The 14,450-nt window shown below is 73.2% G+C and carries 15 protein-coding genes; 12 read left to right on the top strand and 3 right to left on the bottom strand.

Features of this window, described 5'->3' with window-relative positions:
- The first annotated feature begins 15 nt into the window (after window positions 1-15).
- The 3 genes from ABZS58_RS01440 to ABZS58_RS01430 all read left to right on the top strand — a co-directional run bounded on the left by ABZS58_RS01440 (window position 16) and on the right by ABZS58_RS01430 (window position 1,895).
- On the top strand, window positions 16-558 hold the full coding sequence (locus ABZS58_RS01440; protein WP_354776797.1) for a helix-turn-helix domain-containing protein: 543 nt from the start codon (window positions 16-18) through the stop codon (window positions 556-558).
- Entirely contained in the window at window positions 555-1,247 is a 693-nt protein-coding gene (locus tag ABZS58_RS01435) for a DUF2637 domain-containing protein (RefSeq protein WP_354776380.1), read from the top strand. Before ABZS58_RS01440 ends, ABZS58_RS01435 begins: the two co-directional genes overlap by 4 nt.
- Before the next feature lie 141 nt (window positions 1,248-1,388).
- Window positions 1,389-1,895 carry a hypothetical protein gene (locus ABZS58_RS01430; RefSeq protein WP_354776378.1) on the top strand — a complete coding sequence of 169 codons (507 nt, stop codon included), beginning with the start codon at window positions 1,389-1,391 and terminating at the stop codon, window positions 1,893-1,895.
- A gap of 174 nt (window positions 1,896-2,069) precedes the next feature.
- Here ABZS58_RS01430 and msrA read toward each other — a convergent pair whose 3' ends face one another.
- Window positions 2,070-2,663 (bottom strand): peptide-methionine (S)-S-oxide reductase MsrA, encoded by a 594-nt coding sequence (msrA, locus tag ABZS58_RS01425; RefSeq protein WP_354776795.1) that lies wholly within the window; start codon window positions 2,661-2,663, stop codon window positions 2,070-2,072.
- A 338-nt stretch (window positions 2,664-3,001) separates the two neighbouring features.
- Here msrA and ABZS58_RS01420 point away from each other — a divergent pair, with 338 nt between their 5' ends.
- From ABZS58_RS01420 to ilvA, 4 genes are read left to right on the top strand one after another with little or no spacing between them, the layout of a single operon-like run.
- Window positions 3,002-4,144, top strand: coding sequence for a cystathionine gamma-synthase (locus ABZS58_RS01420; RefSeq protein ID WP_354776376.1), 1,143 nt, complete (start codon window positions 3,002-3,004; stop codon window positions 4,142-4,144).
- 39 nt (window positions 4,145-4,183) lie between these two features.
- Window positions 4,184-5,581: an amidase family protein gene (locus ABZS58_RS01415; RefSeq protein ID WP_354776375.1), complete on the top strand. Its 1,398-nt coding sequence runs from the start codon at window positions 4,184-4,186 to the stop codon at window positions 5,579-5,581.
- Window positions 5,578-6,297 (top strand): hypothetical protein, encoded by a 720-nt coding sequence (locus tag ABZS58_RS01410; RefSeq protein WP_354776373.1) that lies wholly within the window; start codon window positions 5,578-5,580, stop codon window positions 6,295-6,297. Before ABZS58_RS01415 ends, ABZS58_RS01410 begins: the two co-directional genes overlap by 4 nt.
- Entirely contained in the window at window positions 6,294-7,520 is a 1,227-nt protein-coding gene (gene ilvA / locus ABZS58_RS01405; protein WP_354776371.1) for a threonine ammonia-lyase, read from the top strand. Before ABZS58_RS01410 ends, ilvA begins: the two co-directional genes overlap by 4 nt.
- A gap of 116 nt (window positions 7,521-7,636) precedes the next feature.
- On the opposite strand, the gene greA is transcribed toward ilvA, so the two are convergent.
- Both greA and ABZS58_RS01395 read right to left on the bottom strand, forming a co-directional pair.
- The gene (greA, locus tag ABZS58_RS01400; protein ID WP_354776369.1) at window positions 7,637-8,137 is read right to left on the bottom strand and encodes a transcription elongation factor GreA; all 501 of its coding nucleotides are present in this window, start codon (window positions 8,135-8,137) and stop codon (window positions 7,637-7,639) included.
- Between the two features lie 85 nt (window positions 8,138-8,222).
- Window positions 8,223-8,639: a DUF4307 domain-containing protein gene (locus ABZS58_RS01395; RefSeq protein WP_354776367.1), complete on the bottom strand. Its 417-nt coding sequence runs from the start codon at window positions 8,637-8,639 to the stop codon at window positions 8,223-8,225.
- A 102-nt stretch (window positions 8,640-8,741) separates the two neighbouring features.
- On the opposite strand from ABZS58_RS01395, the gene mca reads away from it, so the two are divergent.
- The 5 genes from mca to ABZS58_RS01370 all read left to right on the top strand — a co-directional run bounded on the left by mca (window position 8,742) and on the right by ABZS58_RS01370 (window position 14,449).
- Window positions 8,742-9,605, top strand: coding sequence for a mycothiol conjugate amidase Mca (gene mca / locus ABZS58_RS01390; protein ID WP_354776366.1), 864 nt, complete (start codon window positions 8,742-8,744; stop codon window positions 9,603-9,605).
- Window positions 9,606-9,609: 4 nt separating this feature from the next.
- Window positions 9,610-9,849 carry a hypothetical protein gene (locus tag ABZS58_RS01385; RefSeq protein ID WP_354776364.1) on the top strand — a complete coding sequence of 80 codons (240 nt, stop codon included), beginning with the start codon at window positions 9,610-9,612 and terminating at the stop codon, window positions 9,847-9,849.
- A 186-nt stretch (window positions 9,850-10,035) separates the two neighbouring features.
- On the top strand, window positions 10,036-13,044 hold the full coding sequence (locus tag ABZS58_RS01380; RefSeq protein WP_354776362.1) for a bifunctional diguanylate cyclase/phosphodiesterase: 3,009 nt from the start codon (window positions 10,036-10,038) through the stop codon (window positions 13,042-13,044).
- A gap of 100 nt (window positions 13,045-13,144) precedes the next feature.
- Window positions 13,145-13,729 (top strand): TIGR03086 family metal-binding protein, encoded by a 585-nt coding sequence (locus tag ABZS58_RS01375; RefSeq protein ID WP_354776360.1) that lies wholly within the window; start codon window positions 13,145-13,147, stop codon window positions 13,727-13,729.
- Window positions 13,730-13,786: 57 nt separating this feature from the next.
- Window positions 13,787-14,449 carry a hypothetical protein gene (locus tag ABZS58_RS01370; protein ID WP_354776358.1) on the top strand — a complete coding sequence of 221 codons (663 nt, stop codon included), beginning with the start codon at window positions 13,787-13,789 and terminating at the stop codon, window positions 14,447-14,449.
- The last annotated feature ends 1 nt before the right edge of the window (window position 14,450 follow it).

Genomic DNA, 14,450 nt, shown 5'->3' with positions numbered 1-14,450 from the left:
GTGAGCATCCGCGTCATGACCTGGGTTTGGGACAACTCGCCTGTCGGCGGCACCGAGCGCCTCGTGCTGCTCGCCATCGCTGACTGCGCGGCCGACGACGGCACCAACGCCTGGCCCTCGCTGGGGACCCTGGCGCGCAAGGCACGCCTCGACGAGCGGACGGTGCGTCGCATCATCCGCCGGCTGGAGGAGGGCGGCCACCTGGTCGTCGCGGTCGCCGCCGGCCCCGGCGGCACGAACCGCTACACGGTCGTGATGGGTGGGGGCAATTTGCCCCCCGGACAGGATGCCCCCCGGGCAAACGCGCCGACCCCCCGGGCACCTGCGCCCCCTCCCCCCGGACACAGTTACGCCCCCCGAACGTCCTTTAACGTCCCTAGAACGTCCAAGCGCGCAAGCGCGCGGGAGATCCCCGGAAGCAACAGCAATGGCGCGCCTACGGCGCCCCGTGGCGCTGCGCTGCCGACGCCCCGCGCCGAAGCGTGCCAGCGGCACCCCGGGAGCCCTGCAAGCAACTGCGGCCCGTGCCGCGCCGAGGCCCTTGGAGGTGCCGCGTGAACGCCCGCCGCTTCGCCTCGATCGCCGGAACGATCGCCGTGACGACGATCGCCGCTATCGCGTCGTACGACCACATGCGCGAGCTTGCCGAGCGCGCCGGACAGGCCCCGATCCTCGCCGCACTCTTGCCGCTGTCGGTCGACGGCATGGTGTTGGTCGCGACGCTGGCCCTGGGCGACGGCCGCCGCTCGAAGTGGTCGGCGTGGCTCGCTTTCCTCGTCGGCGTGGCCGCGAGCCTCGCCGCGAACGTCATCGTTGCACCGCCCGGCATCGTGGCGCGCGTCGTGTCCGCCTGGCCCGCCGTCGCGCTGCTGCTGACCGTCGAGGTGCTGGCCCGGTCGGGCCGGACGGCGGTACCGGCCGCCGCCACGACGCCCGTTCTGCCCGCCGTGGCCGAGCCTCATCCGGCGCCGACCGTGGCCGCCGTGGTGTCCGCCCGGCCGCGCCCGGTGCCCGATGCCGTCCCGCCCGGCGTCCGCGTGCTGCCGATCGTCCGCGCCGTGCCGATCGAGGCGGTCAGTGTGGCGGCACCGCCGAAGACGGCCGATCGGGTCGCCGCCGTGCTGGCCGAGGCGCCGTCCGCGACGCCAGCGCAGATCGCGGCCCGCCTGGGCTTGAGTGAGCGGACCGTGCGTCGCTACCTGGGTGCCGACAGGGTGCCGACACGGCGTCGACTGGCGACCGCCTGACCGCCCGCACGTTTACACGCCCACGGACGCCCCGGACCGCCATGAATATCCGCGCACCGATCCGAGCGCCGGCCGGTACAGTGCGCGTCGCTGCCTGGTCGAGGCGGCGTGGCGGTCGTGGCGGGGAACGGAGGCCAGCGAATGGCGGTCGAGCGGGTCTTTCACGTCCGGGACTCGCCGGACGGGCCGGCGGTGACGCTGCGGTGGATCGGTACCACCTGGCTGGAGCGCGGCCCGCAGTACCGCCGCCGCCGGGCCCTGACCGCGTCCGCGGCGGTGCTGGGCACCCTCGGCGGCGCGGCGGCCGTGGTGTGGGTGCTCAGCGGCGCGGCCGCGCACAGCTCATCGCGCGGCGAGGACGTGGTCGGCTACGTGTACGCGGCGCTCGTCGTCCCCGGCGTGTTCTGGGGGCGGCACTGGCTGCGCCACGCGCCCACCCACGAGCGCGACGCCGGGCGCGGGCTCGTCGCCTTCGGGCCGGTGCTCGTAGTGCTCCTGCCGCTGGCGGTCGGCTTCGGGCTGGCCGTCATTCCACGGCTGTTCGGCGAGCAGTACCCGGGAGAGGAGCGAGCCCGCCGCGCAACGCTCGAACTGCGGGGCGTGGACTTCGGCGGTGTCGCTTCTGGTTCCTCCGCCGTACCGTCGTGAAGGAATTTCACGGGCGTCCGCCTGACTACACCGCTTCGGCTGGCACGCTGATGCCGCCCATGCGTTCGAAGATCTCGACCGGCACCGTGACCACCGCTACGGCCGTTGCTGGTCCCCACCACAGCAGCCCCCGGCGCCACTGGCGTCCGGGGGCTGTGTCGTTTCCGCCGCCGGCTACTCGGCGACCCGCGCAACCCCTACCGGGCACGTCATTCCGGTGGGACCAATACCACAATATCCGCTAGGGTTCTTGACGTCCGACAGGTACTGCTGGTGGTAGTCCTCGGCGTAGTAGAACGGCCCGGCCTCGGCGATCTCGGTGGTGATCTCGCCCCGGCCGGTGGCGCGGACCACCGGCGCGAAGGCCTCCCGAGACGCGGCGGCCGCGGCGGCCTGCGCCGGGGTCGTCGTGTAGATCGCCGAGCGGTACTGCGTGCCGACGTCGTTGCCCTGCGCCATGCCCTCGGTGGGGTCGTGGTTCTCCCAGAACGCCTTCAGCAGCGTCTCGTAGGAGACCTTCGACGGGTCGTAGACGACCTGGACGGCCTCGGTGTGCCCGGTCCGGCCCGAGCAGGTCTCCTCATACGTCGGGTTGGCGGTGAACCCGCCCTGGTAGCCGACGGAGGTGGAGTGGACGCCCGGGATGCGCCAGAAGATGCGCTCCACACCCCAGAAACAGCCCATCCCGAAGAAGGCGGTCTCGAGCCCGGCCGGCCAGGGACCGCGCAGCGGGGTGCCGAGCACGGTGTGGGTCGCGGCGACCGGCATCTCGGTGTCGCGGCCGGGCAGGGCGGTCTCGGCGGTGGGCAGGTCGAGCGGCTTGCGGGACCAGGGGAACACGATCAGCTCCTATACGACTTGAGGTGCTCGGGCTCAAGTCTGCCTCGGGAACCGCCCGCCGGCCTTATCAAGCCATTACGGCCGTGACCGTCGAGACCACCCACCCAGGATATCGAAGTGCTCAGGTCCGCCGGGGCGGCGCCGATGCCGTCGGGGAGCATCCGAACCTCCGTCGTTCCGGCCGGCGGGATGGGCTCTGGTGACGCATCAGGGCGGAATCGGCGGCCCGTGATCCGGCTCACCACGTCCCGCACTATGGTCGGTCCATGACGCACGGCTTCGAGACCCTTGCCATCCACGCCGGCCAGGAGCCGGACCCCGCCACCGGAGCGGTCGTCCCGCCGATCTTCCAGACCAGCACGTACGCGCAGGACGCGGTGGGTCACCCCCGGCGCGGCTACGAGTACAGCAGGACCCAGAACCCGACCAGGGACGCGCTGCAGGAGTGCCTCGCCGCGATCGAGGGCGGCCGCCGGGCCCTCGCGTTCGCGTCCGGGCTCGCCGCCGAGGACACGCTGCTGCGCGCCGTGTGCGTGCCCGGCGACCACGTGGTCATCCCCGACGACGCGTACGGCGGCACCTACCGGCTGTTCTCGAAGGTGGCGCAGCGCTGGGGGCTGGACTTCACCCCGGCGTCGATCCACAGCGTCGACGCGGTCCGGGCGGCGATCACCGACCGCACGAAGATCGTCTGGCTGGAGACCCCGACCAACCCGCTGCTCGGCATCGCCGACATCGCCGCCCTGGCCCAGGTCGCGCACGACCGGGGCGCGCTGCTCGTCGTCGACAACACGTTCGCCTCGCCCTACCTGCAGCAGCCGCTGCACCTGGGCGCCGACGTCGTGGTGCACTCGACGACCAAGTACATCGGCGGCCACTCCGACGTCGTCGGCGGCGCGCTCGTCGGCACCGACGACGAGCTGCTGGACCGGCTCGCCTTCCACCAGAACGCGATGGGCGCGGTCTGCGGCCCGTTCGACGCGTGGCTGACGATGCGCGGGATCAAGACCCTCGGCGTGCGCATGGACCGGCACTGCGACAACGCCGAGAAGGTCGTCGAGTTCCTGACCAGGAACAAGGCCGTCAGCCAGGTGCTGTACCCGGGGCTGCCCGAACACCACGGTCACGAGGTCGCGGCGAAGCAGATGCGGCGCTTCGGCGGCATGGTGAGCTTCCGGGCCGCGGGCGGCGAGGAGGCGGCAGTGGACATCTGCAACCGGGCGAAGCTGTTCGTGCTCGGCGAGTCCCTCGGCGGTGTCGAGTCGCTGATCGAGCACCCCGGCCGGATGACCCACGCCAGCGCCGCCGGCTCGCCCCTGGAGGTCCCCGGCGACCTCGTCCGGCTGTCCGTCGGCATCGAGACGATCGACGATCTTCTCGCGGACCTGGAGCAGGCCCTCGCTCGTTGAGACACTAAGCGCCAGCCATCGGCCGGAAGGTGTCTCCTCATGCTGCACCGCTCCACCACCTGGGTCGGCACCACCGCGCGGGAGATCGCCCGCGCGGTGCGCCGCGGTGACACGTCCGCCACCGAGGTCGTCGCCGACCACCTCGACTCGATCCGTGCGTACGACCGGGTCGTCGGCGCGTTCCGGCAGGTCCGGGCCGGCGAGGCGATCGCCGAGGCGGAGATCGTCGACGAGCAGCCGGAGCTGCGCAACCTGCCCCTGGCCGGGGTGCCGATCGCGGTCAAGGAGAACATCGCCGTCACCGGCCTGCCCACGTGGAACGGCTCGGCGGCCGCCCGCGGTCCCGTCGCCGAGCACGATCATGAGGTGGTCCGGCGGCTGCGGGGCGCCGGCGCGATCGTCGTCGGCGTGACCCGCATGCCGGAGCTCGGCATCTGGGCGCTCACCGACGACGCCGACGGGATCACCCGCAACCCGTGGCGCACCGACCGGACCCCCGGCGGCTCGTCGGGCGGGTCGGCCGCCGCGGTCGCCGCCGGCCTGGTGCCGATCGCGCACGGCAACGACGGGCTCGGCTCGATCCGGATCCCCGCCGCCTGCTGCGGGCTCGTCGGCCTCAAACCCGGCCGCGGCGTGGTCCCGGCCGGGATCGGTGCCAACGACTGGCACGGGCTCGCCGAGAACGGCATCCTCGCGACCACCGTCGGCGACGCGTCGCTGGGCTTCTCGGTCATCGCCGGTCGTACCCCGGAAGCGCTGCGGGCACCGGAGAAGCTGCGGATCGCGGTGTCCTCGCGCAGCCCCGCCACCGGGGTGTTCCCGGACGCGGGCGCCCGCAAGGGGCTCAGCGACGCCGCCCGCCTGCTCCTCGGCCTCGGCCACGACGCGGTGCGCGCCGACCCCGTGTATCCGGCGTCGCTCGCCGCGCACGTCCTCGCCACCTGGTTCGCCGGCGCCCACGTCGACGCCGCCGACCTCGACTCCGACCTCAGCCGAGCCCGGTTACAGCCGCGGACCCGGCGGCACGCGCGGCTCGGCGAGCGGGCGCTGCGCCGTGGCCTGGTCAAGGAGGCCGACCGCGACGAGTGGCGGGAACGCTGCCGCAACTGGTTCCTTGGCGGCGGCTTCGACGTCCTCGTCACCCCCGCCCTCGCCGGCCCCCCGCCGCGCGCCGTGCGCTGGTCGGAGCGTTCCTGGTCGGCGAACATGCTGGTCAACGCGCGGTACGCGCCCTACAGCGCGCCGTGGAACTTCGCCGGGTTCCCCGCCGTCGTGATCCCCACCGGGGTCCGCGCGGACGGGCTGCCCGCCGCGGTCCAGCTCGTGGGTCCGCCCGGCGCTGAGCCGCTGCTGCTCGCGCTCGCCGGGCAGGTCGAGCAGGCCGCGCCCTGGCGCCGGCACGCGCCGGGCTGGCCCCGCATGGCGGCCCGGCGGTGACGGTGCGCCAGATCAAGGCGATCTCCAGCTGGGCGACCGCGGCCATGCTGAGCGTCGCCGCGGCGGCGCTCGCCCACCTGTGCGTGGCGTTCGTGCCGCTCGCCGACATCTGGGCCGCGCACCGGCCCGGCAGCGACGCGAGCGCCGTGCGCATCGGCGCGTGGGCGGTGCTGGCCGTCGCGGTAGTGACCGCCTGGGCCGCGTTCGCCGGTTGGGCCGGCCGTGCCCGGTCCAACCTGGCCGCGTTCGGCATCCGTCCGGCATCCGCCGTGCCGTTGCTCGACGTCGCCGTCGGCAGCGTCGGCCGGGCACCGGCGCTGCGCCGCAGGATGACCGTGCTGACCTGGCTGTGGTGGCTCGGCCTGCTGCTCACCCTGGCCGCCGCGGTGCTCGGCGTCCTCGCCGGCCTGGACAACGTGCGCGAGATCGGTGACGTCCGCGACCGGGTCGCCGCCGGAGGGGCCGTCGACCGCGCCCTCGTGTCGCACCTGTTCGGCCGGCAGTTGCTGCTGCGCCTGCCCGGGGCGGTGCTGGGCATCGTCACGGCCGTGTCCGCGCTGCTGCTCATCGCCCGCGTCACCAGCGCGCAGTACGGACGCGTCGCCCGCATCCGTGGCTCCGCCGCACCCCGCGCGGCGCTGCAGGCGCTGCGCTCCACGAACGAGCAATGGACAGTGGTGCTGCCGCTCACGGCGAGTGGCACCATCAGGGAATGACTGAACCGTCCTCGGGGCTCGTGACGCTCGCTGACATCGAAGCGGCGCGTGACCTGCTGTCCGGCGTGATCCGCCGGACGCCGGTCGAGCCCAGCCGGCCCCTCACCGCGAAGCTCGGCGGCCCGGCCTGGCTCAAGTGCGAGAACCTGCAGCGCGCCGGATCGTTCAAGGTCCGCGGCGCGTACGTGCGGATCGCCCGCCTCAGCGCCGACGAACGCCGCCGGGGCGTGGTCGCGGCCAGCGCCGGCAACCACGCGCAGGGCGTCGCCCTCGCCGCGAGCCTGCTCGGCATCGCGAGCACCGTCTTCATGCCGGTCGGCGCGCCGCTGCCCAAGATCGCCGCCACGAAGGGCTACGGCGCCGCGGTCCAGTTCGCGGGCTCCACCGTCGACGGGGCGCTCGACGCCGCCGCCGAGTTCGCGGAGCAGACCGGCGCGGTGCTGATCCACCCCTTCGATCACCCCGACATCATCGCGGGGCAGGGCACCCTCGGCCTGGAGCTCATCGAACAGCTCCCCGACGTGAAGACCATCGTCACCGGCGTGGGCGGCGGCGGGCTCATCTCCGGCGTCGCGGTCGCGGTCAAGTCCCTGCGCCCCGATGTGCGCATCATCGGCGTGCAGGCGGCCGGCGCCGCCGCGTTCCCGGAGTCACTGCGCGCCGGGAAACCGGTCCGCCTCGCCGCGCTGGGCACGATCGCCGACGGCATCGCGGTCGGCCGCCCCGGCGAAATCACCTTCGCCCACGTCAGCAAGCTCGTCGACGAGGTCGTCACGGTCACCGACGAGGACATCTCCCGGGCGCTGCTGATGCTGCTGGAGCGCGGCAAGACCGTCGTCGAGCCGGCCGGCAGCGTCGGCGTCGCGGCGCTGCTCGCCGGTGTCGTCGAGGTCGAGACGCCCGCCGTCGCGGTCCTGTCCGGCGGCAACATCGACCCGATGCTCCTGCTGCGGGTGATCGAGCACGGCCTCGCCGCCGCCGGCCGCTACCTGGCCTTCACCGTCCGCTGCGACGACAAGCCGGGCCACCTGGCGAGGATCCTCGCGCAGATCGCCGCGCACGGCGCCAACGTCGTCGACGTCGCGCACCGCCGGCAGGACCCCCGCCTGCAGCTCGGCGAGGTCGAGATCCACCTGTCCGTGGAGACCCGCGGCTCGGAGCACTCCGACCGGCTCGTCAATGCCCTCCGTTCGGCTGGGTACACGGTGACCTTCGGCGCGTAGAAGATCCCTTGTGACCTTCGGCTTCGGCGCGCGACGAACGGATCGACGCCGAGCTGGCACGACACAGCGCCAGCTCGGCGCGGACCCTCGAAGCGTTGTGACGCCCTGGCCTTCGCTCAGCCGCCGAACGGCTCGAACGAGATGACCTTCACCTTGATCTGTGACCCGTTCGGGGCGGTGTACTTCACCTGGTCACCCTTTGCCGCGCCCAGGATCGCCTTGCCCAGCGCGGACTCGGGGCTGTAGACGGTGAGGTCCGTCGTCGCCGCGATCTCCCGGGAGCCCAGCAGGAACGTCTCGGTGTCGTCCTCGTCGTCGTCGAACTGGATCGTGACGACGGTGCCGGGCGCGACCGCGTTGCTCGTCGGCGCCTCGCCGACGACTGCCTTGCGCAGGAACTCCTTCAGGTACAGGATGCGGCCCTCGGCCTTGCCCTGCTCCTCGCGGGCGGCGTGATAGCCGCCGTTCTCGCGCAGGTCACCCTCTTCGCGGCGTGCGTTGATCTCCGCGGCGATCGCCGGCCGGTTGGCGATGTGCTCGTCCAGCTCGGCCTGCAGGCGGTCAAAAGCTTCCTGCGACAGCCAGGTTGTCCCCTGGTCGCCGTCGGTCGTCGACACTGAAGATCTCCTTACGGGCACGCTCGGTCAAACCACTAACGTACCAGTGAGCCGCATCACCACCGGCATGGAAAATGCTGGGTGCTCAGCGGATGCGCTTCGGCCCGCAGGCGGGGACCTCGACGGTGACCGGCCGGTCGCTGGTGGCCAGCCGGTAGGTGACCAGCGCCTCGGGGCCCTTCGGCACGTCGACTTCCGCCAGGCCGACCTCCTCGCCGCTGGCGGAGCGGGCCCGGACCCGGCAGGTCGCCTCCTTCGCGGCGTCCTTACGGACCACGAACTCGACCGTGATGCCGTCGTCGCTGATCGCGTAGAAACGCTGGACCTGCGGCTCGTACTCCTGCGGCCCGTACTGCTGGAAGAGCTTCACGGCGATGAGCACCCCGGCGACCGCCGCGACGGCGGCGACGAGCACGACCAGCCAGGTGCGGCGTGGCCGGGGCTCCCGGCGGCGGCCGTAGCGGCCCGGCGGGTATTTGGCTGTGGCGTGCGTCTCGGTCACGGGAAGGAGGTCCTCGTCGTTTCGTCGGAGGTACCGACCACAATAGGGTCGTAACCCGGGGCGCCCCCGCGGTGGGGTTGACGGACACCTTGAGGAGAGCTCGTGAGCGAGCAACTGCGATTGATGGCGGTGCACGCGCATCCGGACGACGAGTCGAGCAAGGGCGCGGCCGCGATGGCCCGCTATGCCGCCGAGGGCGTCGAGGTGCTGGTCGTCACGTGCACCGGTGGCGAGCGGGGCAGCGTGCTCAATCCGAAGCTGGACCGGCCCGACGTCTGGGAGAACATCGCGACCATCCGCCGCGCCGAGATGGACCGGGCGCGGGAGATCCTCGGCGTCGACCAGGCGTGGCTGGGCTTCGTCGACTCGGGCTTCCCCGAGGGCGATCCGCTGCCGCCGCTGCCCGAGGGCTGCTTCGGCCTGATGGACCCCGAGGAGGCGGCGGCGCCGCTGGTCGAGCTGATCCGCAGGTTCCGCCCGCACGTGATCACCACCTATGACGAGGAGGGCGGCTATCCGCACCCCGACCACGTCATGACGCACAAGGTCAGCATGGTGGCGTTCGAGGCGGCCGGCGACGCGGCCCGCTATCCGGACAAGGGCGAGCCGTGGCAGCCGCTGAAGCTGTACTACAACATGGGCTGGTCCAAGGTCCGCATGCTCGCCCTGCACGAGGCGATGATCGAGGCCACCGGCGAGTCGCCGTACACGGAGTGGATGCAGCGCTGGGAGGACCGCGACGACAAGGGCGACCGCGTCACCACCCGCGTCCCCTGCGGCGAGTTCTTCGAGGCCCGCGACGACGCCCTGCGCGCGCACGCCACCCAGGTCGACCCGGACGGCTTCTGGTTCGCCGTCCCGCTCAACATCCAGCAGAAGATCTGGCCCACCGAGGACTATGAGCTGGTGAAGTCGCACGTCGACACGCGCACGCCGGAGGACGATCTTTTCGCGGGCGTAAGGTAGGGGTATGCAAGCGTGGCAGTTCCTCGCCGAGAACAACTTCGGTGACACCCGCTCGGGCGGTCTGGCCGGCCCTATGGGGCTGCTCATCATCGTGCTGCTCGCCATCGCGACGGTGTTGTTGATCCGCAACATGACCGCCCGGATCCGCCGGCTCCCCGCCGAGTTCCCGGATCCCGACAAACCCGCCACCTCGTCCGACGGTGGCCACAGCGACGGCGGGACCGAGGCAGAATCGCGCCGCTGACCTCTGTTGTGCCTTTCTTCCGTGCTTTAGCCTTCACGGGGTGCGCGTTCCTTTCGCCGGACGCGTCTCCCTGTTGGGCAGGGAAGGGGGGCAAACGGTGGTCACCCCGTTCGTCCACATATCTGCTCACGCTGCGCAAGCGCGCCACCGCTTAGCGTCATTGTCGTCGGTCGATGCGGTGCATCGATGACACCCGTGCCGGTGCGCCTCACCGCCGCCGTCGCGTCACTCGCGGCCCTCAGCGTGGCCGTGGGCGCGTCGCTGACCGTCGTGTCCACAGGCACCGGGCCGGTCGGCGCGGTCGCGGCGAGCCTCGGCCTCGTGATCGTCGCCCAGCTCGCCCGCCTGAAGGTGCGGGCCGGCGCCGGGCAGGCCGCCTTCGCCTGGGGCGAGGCCGCGATCGTCGTCCTGTGCGTCAACCTGCCGCCCGCGATGATCCCGCTCGTCGTCCTGGCCGGCGCCGCCGTGTCGCACACCGTCCTGCGCGCCGTCGACGCCCGGGCCGGGCGCGTCCGCAGCCTGCGTGACCTGCTCTACACCGTCGCCGCGCTCACCGTCGCCGGCGGGCTCGCCGCCGTCACCACCGCCCTGGTCGCGCCGGTCCACGACGCGCCGCTGACGCCCCGCGGTGTGCTCGCCCTGAGTGCCGGTGCGCTCGTGTACTGCCTCGTGTCGATCGGTCTCACCGCCGCGCACGTCGCCGCCACCCGGGGCGGCCGGCCCGTCGCCGTCGCCCTCGACCTGCTGCGCGCCAAGCTCCTCATGGTCGTCGGCAACATCGCCGTCGGCCTGGTCATCGTCTGGGCCTGCCTCACCGACGCGCTCCTGCTGCTGCTCCTGCCGCCGGTGCTGTGGCTGCTCCAGCAGCTGTACGCCAGCCGCATCGGCGACCGCGAGGAGCGCCGCACCTGGCACGAGTTCGCCGAGGCGACCCGCGACCTCAACCGGCTCGACGTGCGCGGCACCGCCGAGGCCGGCATCGACGGCGCCCGCCGCCTCTTCGGCGTCACTGCCGCACGGCTCGTCCTCGCCGACGGCACCGTCTTCGGCACGCGTGACCCCCTTACCGGCGGCACCACCTCAGCCGCCGGCAATGGTCACGGCGCCACCTCGGCCGACCGCGGCGGCCGCGGTGCCCTCACCGGCGGCGATGGCCGCGGCACCGGTCACGCGGACGGCACCGGGCGCGGCACCGGCCTCACCGGCGGCGGCGGTCACGGCGCCGGCCATGGTGCCGGCCTCACCGACGGTCCTGGTCACGGCGCCGATCACGGCGCTGGTCGCGGCCCTGGTCGCGGTGCGGGCCTCACCGATGGTGCTGGTCACGGCGCCGATCACGGCGCTGGTCGCGGCCCTGGTCGCGGTGCGGGCCTCACCGATGGTGCTGGTCACGGCTCTGGTCACGGTCCTGGTCACGGCGCTGGTCGTGGTGTCGGCCCCGCCGACGGTGCTGGTTACGGCCCTGGTCGCGGTGCGGGTCTCACCGACGGTGCTGGTCACGGTCCTGGTCACGGCGCTGGTCGTGGTGTCGGCCCCGCCGACGGTGCTGGTTACGGCCCTGGTCGCGGTGCGGGCCTCACCGACGGTGCTGGTCACGGCGCTGGTCGTGGTGTCGGCCCCGCCGACGGTGCCGGTCACGGCGGCGGTCGGGGCGCCGGATCGTCGGGGACGGTCGTGCATCCCCTCGCCGTCGGTGCGGTGGCCGTCGGTGAGCTGCACCTGGCCGGTCTCGGCCGGCTGCGCCCCCGCAACCAGCGGATGCTCGACGCGTACGGCGACGCCCTCGCCGCCGCGCTGCACGACGCGATCAGCCAGGACGAGCTGCGCTCGATGAGCGAGCGGACCACCTACGACGCCGTCCGCGACGCGCTGACCGGCCTGTTCAACCGGGCGGCGCTGCTGTCACGGGGCAACGCCATGCTGCGCAGGCTCGGCGTCGACGATCCTGTCGCGATGCTGCTGCTGGACGTCAACGACTTCAAAGAGGTCAACAACGCCCTCGGCCACGCCGCCGGCGACGAGGTGCTCCGCGTGATCGCCGGCCGGGTCGCCGAGGCGGGCAACGCCGGTGACCTGCTCGCCCGGCTCGGCGGCGACGAGTTCGCGCTGCTCATCACCGATCTGGACACCGGCGGCGCCGACCTCGCCCTCGCCGCCGCCGTCGAGCGGGCCCGCAAGCTCGGTGCGCAGATCGCCGTGCCGATGCGCATCGACGGTGTGCTGCTGTCGAAGGAGCCGTCGATCGGTGTGGTCGTCGCCGCCGCCGGTGAGGTCGACCTCACCGAGCTGCTGCGCCGCGCCGACATCGCCATGTACCAGGCGAAGCGCGCCGTGCAGCCGGTCGCCTGGTACGACGCCGGCCGCGACGACGCGAGCACCGACCGTCTCGCGCTGCTCGCCGAGCTGCGGGAGGCGCTGAACGCCGACGAGCAGCTCAGCGTGGAACTGCAGCCGGCGGTGTCCCTCGCCCCCGGCGCCCAGCAGATCACCGGCGTCGAGGCCCTCGTGCGGTGGAAACACCCGCGGCGCGGGCGGCTCGCCCCCGACCAGTTCCTGCCGGTCGTGGAGGCCAGCGAGCTGATGGGCCCGCTGACCAGGTGGGTGCTCGACCGCGCCATCGGCTTGGCGTCCAGCTGGCGCCGTGCCGGGCTGGCCGTCCCGGTGTCGGTCAACATCTCCGCCCGCAGCCTGCTGGAGCGGCAGCTGCCCGAGGCGATCGGCGAACTGCTCGCCCGGCACCGCCTCCCGGCCGAGCTGCTCGTCCTGGAGATCACCGAGACGGTGATGCTGTCCAAGTCGCCCGTCATCGACGATGTCCTCGGCCGGATCAGGCGCCTCGGCGTCCAGCTCGCCGTCGACGACTTCGGCACCGGGTTCTCGTCGTTCACGGTGCTCACGCGGCTGCCCGTACAGGAGGTGAAGATCGACCGGGAGTTCGTCGCCCAGATGATCGACTCACCGAAGGCCGAGGCCATCGTCCGGGCCACCGTCGAGCTCGGGCTGCGGCTCAAGCTGCGCGTCGTCGCCGAGGGCGTCGAGAACCCCGACCAGCGGGCCGCCCTCGCCGCCCTGGGCTGCACGTCCGCGCAGGGCTTCCTGTTCCACCCGCCGCTGCCCGCCGACCGGCTCGCCGCCGTCCTGCGCGAGCGCCGCCAGGTCCAGCGCCGCCACCTCCGCGCCGAGGGCGCCAGCTGAGTCGCGTACACCCGTCGCTCCAGGAAGGCGGCCCATTTAGCGGAATGGAGCATTCCGTTCTGATAGACTGGACGCAGTCACCGAGTTGAGGGAGTGCACGATGAGCGCGAACACCTGGACCGTCCTGGACGAGTCGCACGCGGCGCTGCGGGCGGTGCTCGCGGGGCTGCGCCCGTCGGACCTGCCGCTGGCCACGCCGTGCGAGCGGTGGAACGTCACCCAGGTCCTCCAGCACGCGGCCGGCGACCAGCTCGGCTTCGCGGCGTCGATCACCGGCGAGGGCTGGCCGGCGTTCGACCCGTTCTCCCCGTCGGGGGAGCTGGACGGGGACTTCGAGGCGTTCGTCGCGTTCGTCGAGGCCACGATGCGGGCTTCGGCGGCGGCCTGGGCGACCGTCGCGAGCGACGCCACCGAGGCGCCCACACCGCTGCCGCAGGGCAAGATGGCCGGCTGGCTCGGCGCCGGGGCGTGCGGGCTCGATGCCGCCGTCCACGCCTGGGACGTCGCGGTCGCGACGGGGCAGCCGTCCCCGCTGTCCGACGCCCTCGCGGAGCGGCTGCTGCCGGTCGCGCGCGAGATCGTCGAGCCGCTGCGGGCGTACGGCGCCTATGCCCCGGCGCTGCCGTCCGGTGACGCGGGCGGCCCCGCGGTGACCCTGCTGCGCTACCTGGGTCGCGCCGCCTGACGTGCGGCTCTGCGTGGCGCCCCGACTGTGGGTGACCGCTCCGGTACCGTCGGCGGCATGCGCGGGGAGCGGATGATCGGCGCCGGCTTCGTGGTCGGCGCGGTCGCGGTCGGGGCGTTCGTGGTCCTCGACAGGTATGAGGGTTCGGCACAGTTCGCGGATCTGCCCGGCGACGCCGACGTGCGGCTCGTGGGCAGGTTCACGCCCAGGCAGGTGGAGCGGATCGCGGCGCTGCCGCAGGCGGCGGCGGTCGAGTGCGGCACGACGCTGTTCGGCGTCACGGTCGTCACCTCGCGTGGGGTCCTCAACGGCGTGACGGTCCTGACCGCCGCCAGCCGGCCGGGTCTGCGCTGGTCGGACGTCCGGTCGGGGAGCTACCCGGGGTCGGACTCGCAGGTGCTGATCGACGAGCGGACCGCGGCCGCCCACGACATCCGCCCCGGTGAGCGGGCGACCCTGTCCCGCGGGCAGACCGTCGTCAACGCGACCGTCGTCGGGATCGCCGGCCGGCCCGCGGACACCGCCGTCGGCGCGCAGGCGGCGGTGCTCATGCTCCCGTCGGGGGCGGTCGCGGCGCTGGACGGCGGCGCGTCGTGCGACTCGGTGACGGTGGAGCTGCGGCGCACCCGCGACGCGAGCGCGTTCAGCCGCGAGGCCCACGACCTGCTCTCACCACCGCCGGCCGTCATCTACGACGTGTCCCTGCGCGGCCACGTGTAGC

The organism is Dactylosporangium sp. NPDC005555 (genome assembly GCF_040605635.1).
Lineage (GTDB): Bacteria > Actinomycetota > Actinomycetes > Mycobacteriales > Micromonosporaceae > Dactylosporangium.
The sequence above is the reverse complement of the archived record's forward strand: the minus strand, read 5'-3'. Positions and strand labels throughout refer to the sequence as shown.

Coding starts and splice junctions, on each gene's coding strand:
- msrA (WP_354776795.1), bottom strand. CDS start 2,663: ATGCCGGTCGCCGCGACCCACACCGTGCTCGGCACCCCGCTGCGCGGT.
- ABZS58_RS01375 (WP_354776360.1), top strand. CDS start 13,145: ATGAGCGCGAACACCTGGACCGTCCTGGACGAGTCGCACGCGGCGCTG.
- ABZS58_RS01415 (WP_354776375.1), top strand. CDS start 4,184: ATGCTGCACCGCTCCACCACCTGGGTCGGCACCACCGCGCGGGAGATC.
- ABZS58_RS01385 (WP_354776364.1), top strand. CDS start 9,610: ATGCAAGCGTGGCAGTTCCTCGCCGAGAACAACTTCGGTGACACCCGC.
- ABZS58_RS01420 (WP_354776376.1), top strand. CDS start 3,002: ATGACGCACGGCTTCGAGACCCTTGCCATCCACGCCGGCCAGGAGCCG.
- ABZS58_RS01380 (WP_354776362.1), top strand. CDS start 10,036: ATGACACCCGTGCCGGTGCGCCTCACCGCCGCCGTCGCGTCACTCGCG.
- ABZS58_RS01430 (WP_354776378.1), top strand. CDS start 1,389: ATGGCGGTCGAGCGGGTCTTTCACGTCCGGGACTCGCCGGACGGGCCG.
- ilvA (WP_354776371.1), top strand. CDS start 6,294: ATGACTGAACCGTCCTCGGGGCTCGTGACGCTCGCTGACATCGAAGCG.
- ABZS58_RS01440 (WP_354776797.1), top strand. CDS start 16: ATGACCTGGGTTTGGGACAACTCGCCTGTCGGCGGCACCGAGCGCCTC.
- ABZS58_RS01370 (WP_354776358.1), top strand. CDS start 13,787: ATGCGCGGGGAGCGGATGATCGGCGCCGGCTTCGTGGTCGGCGCGGTC.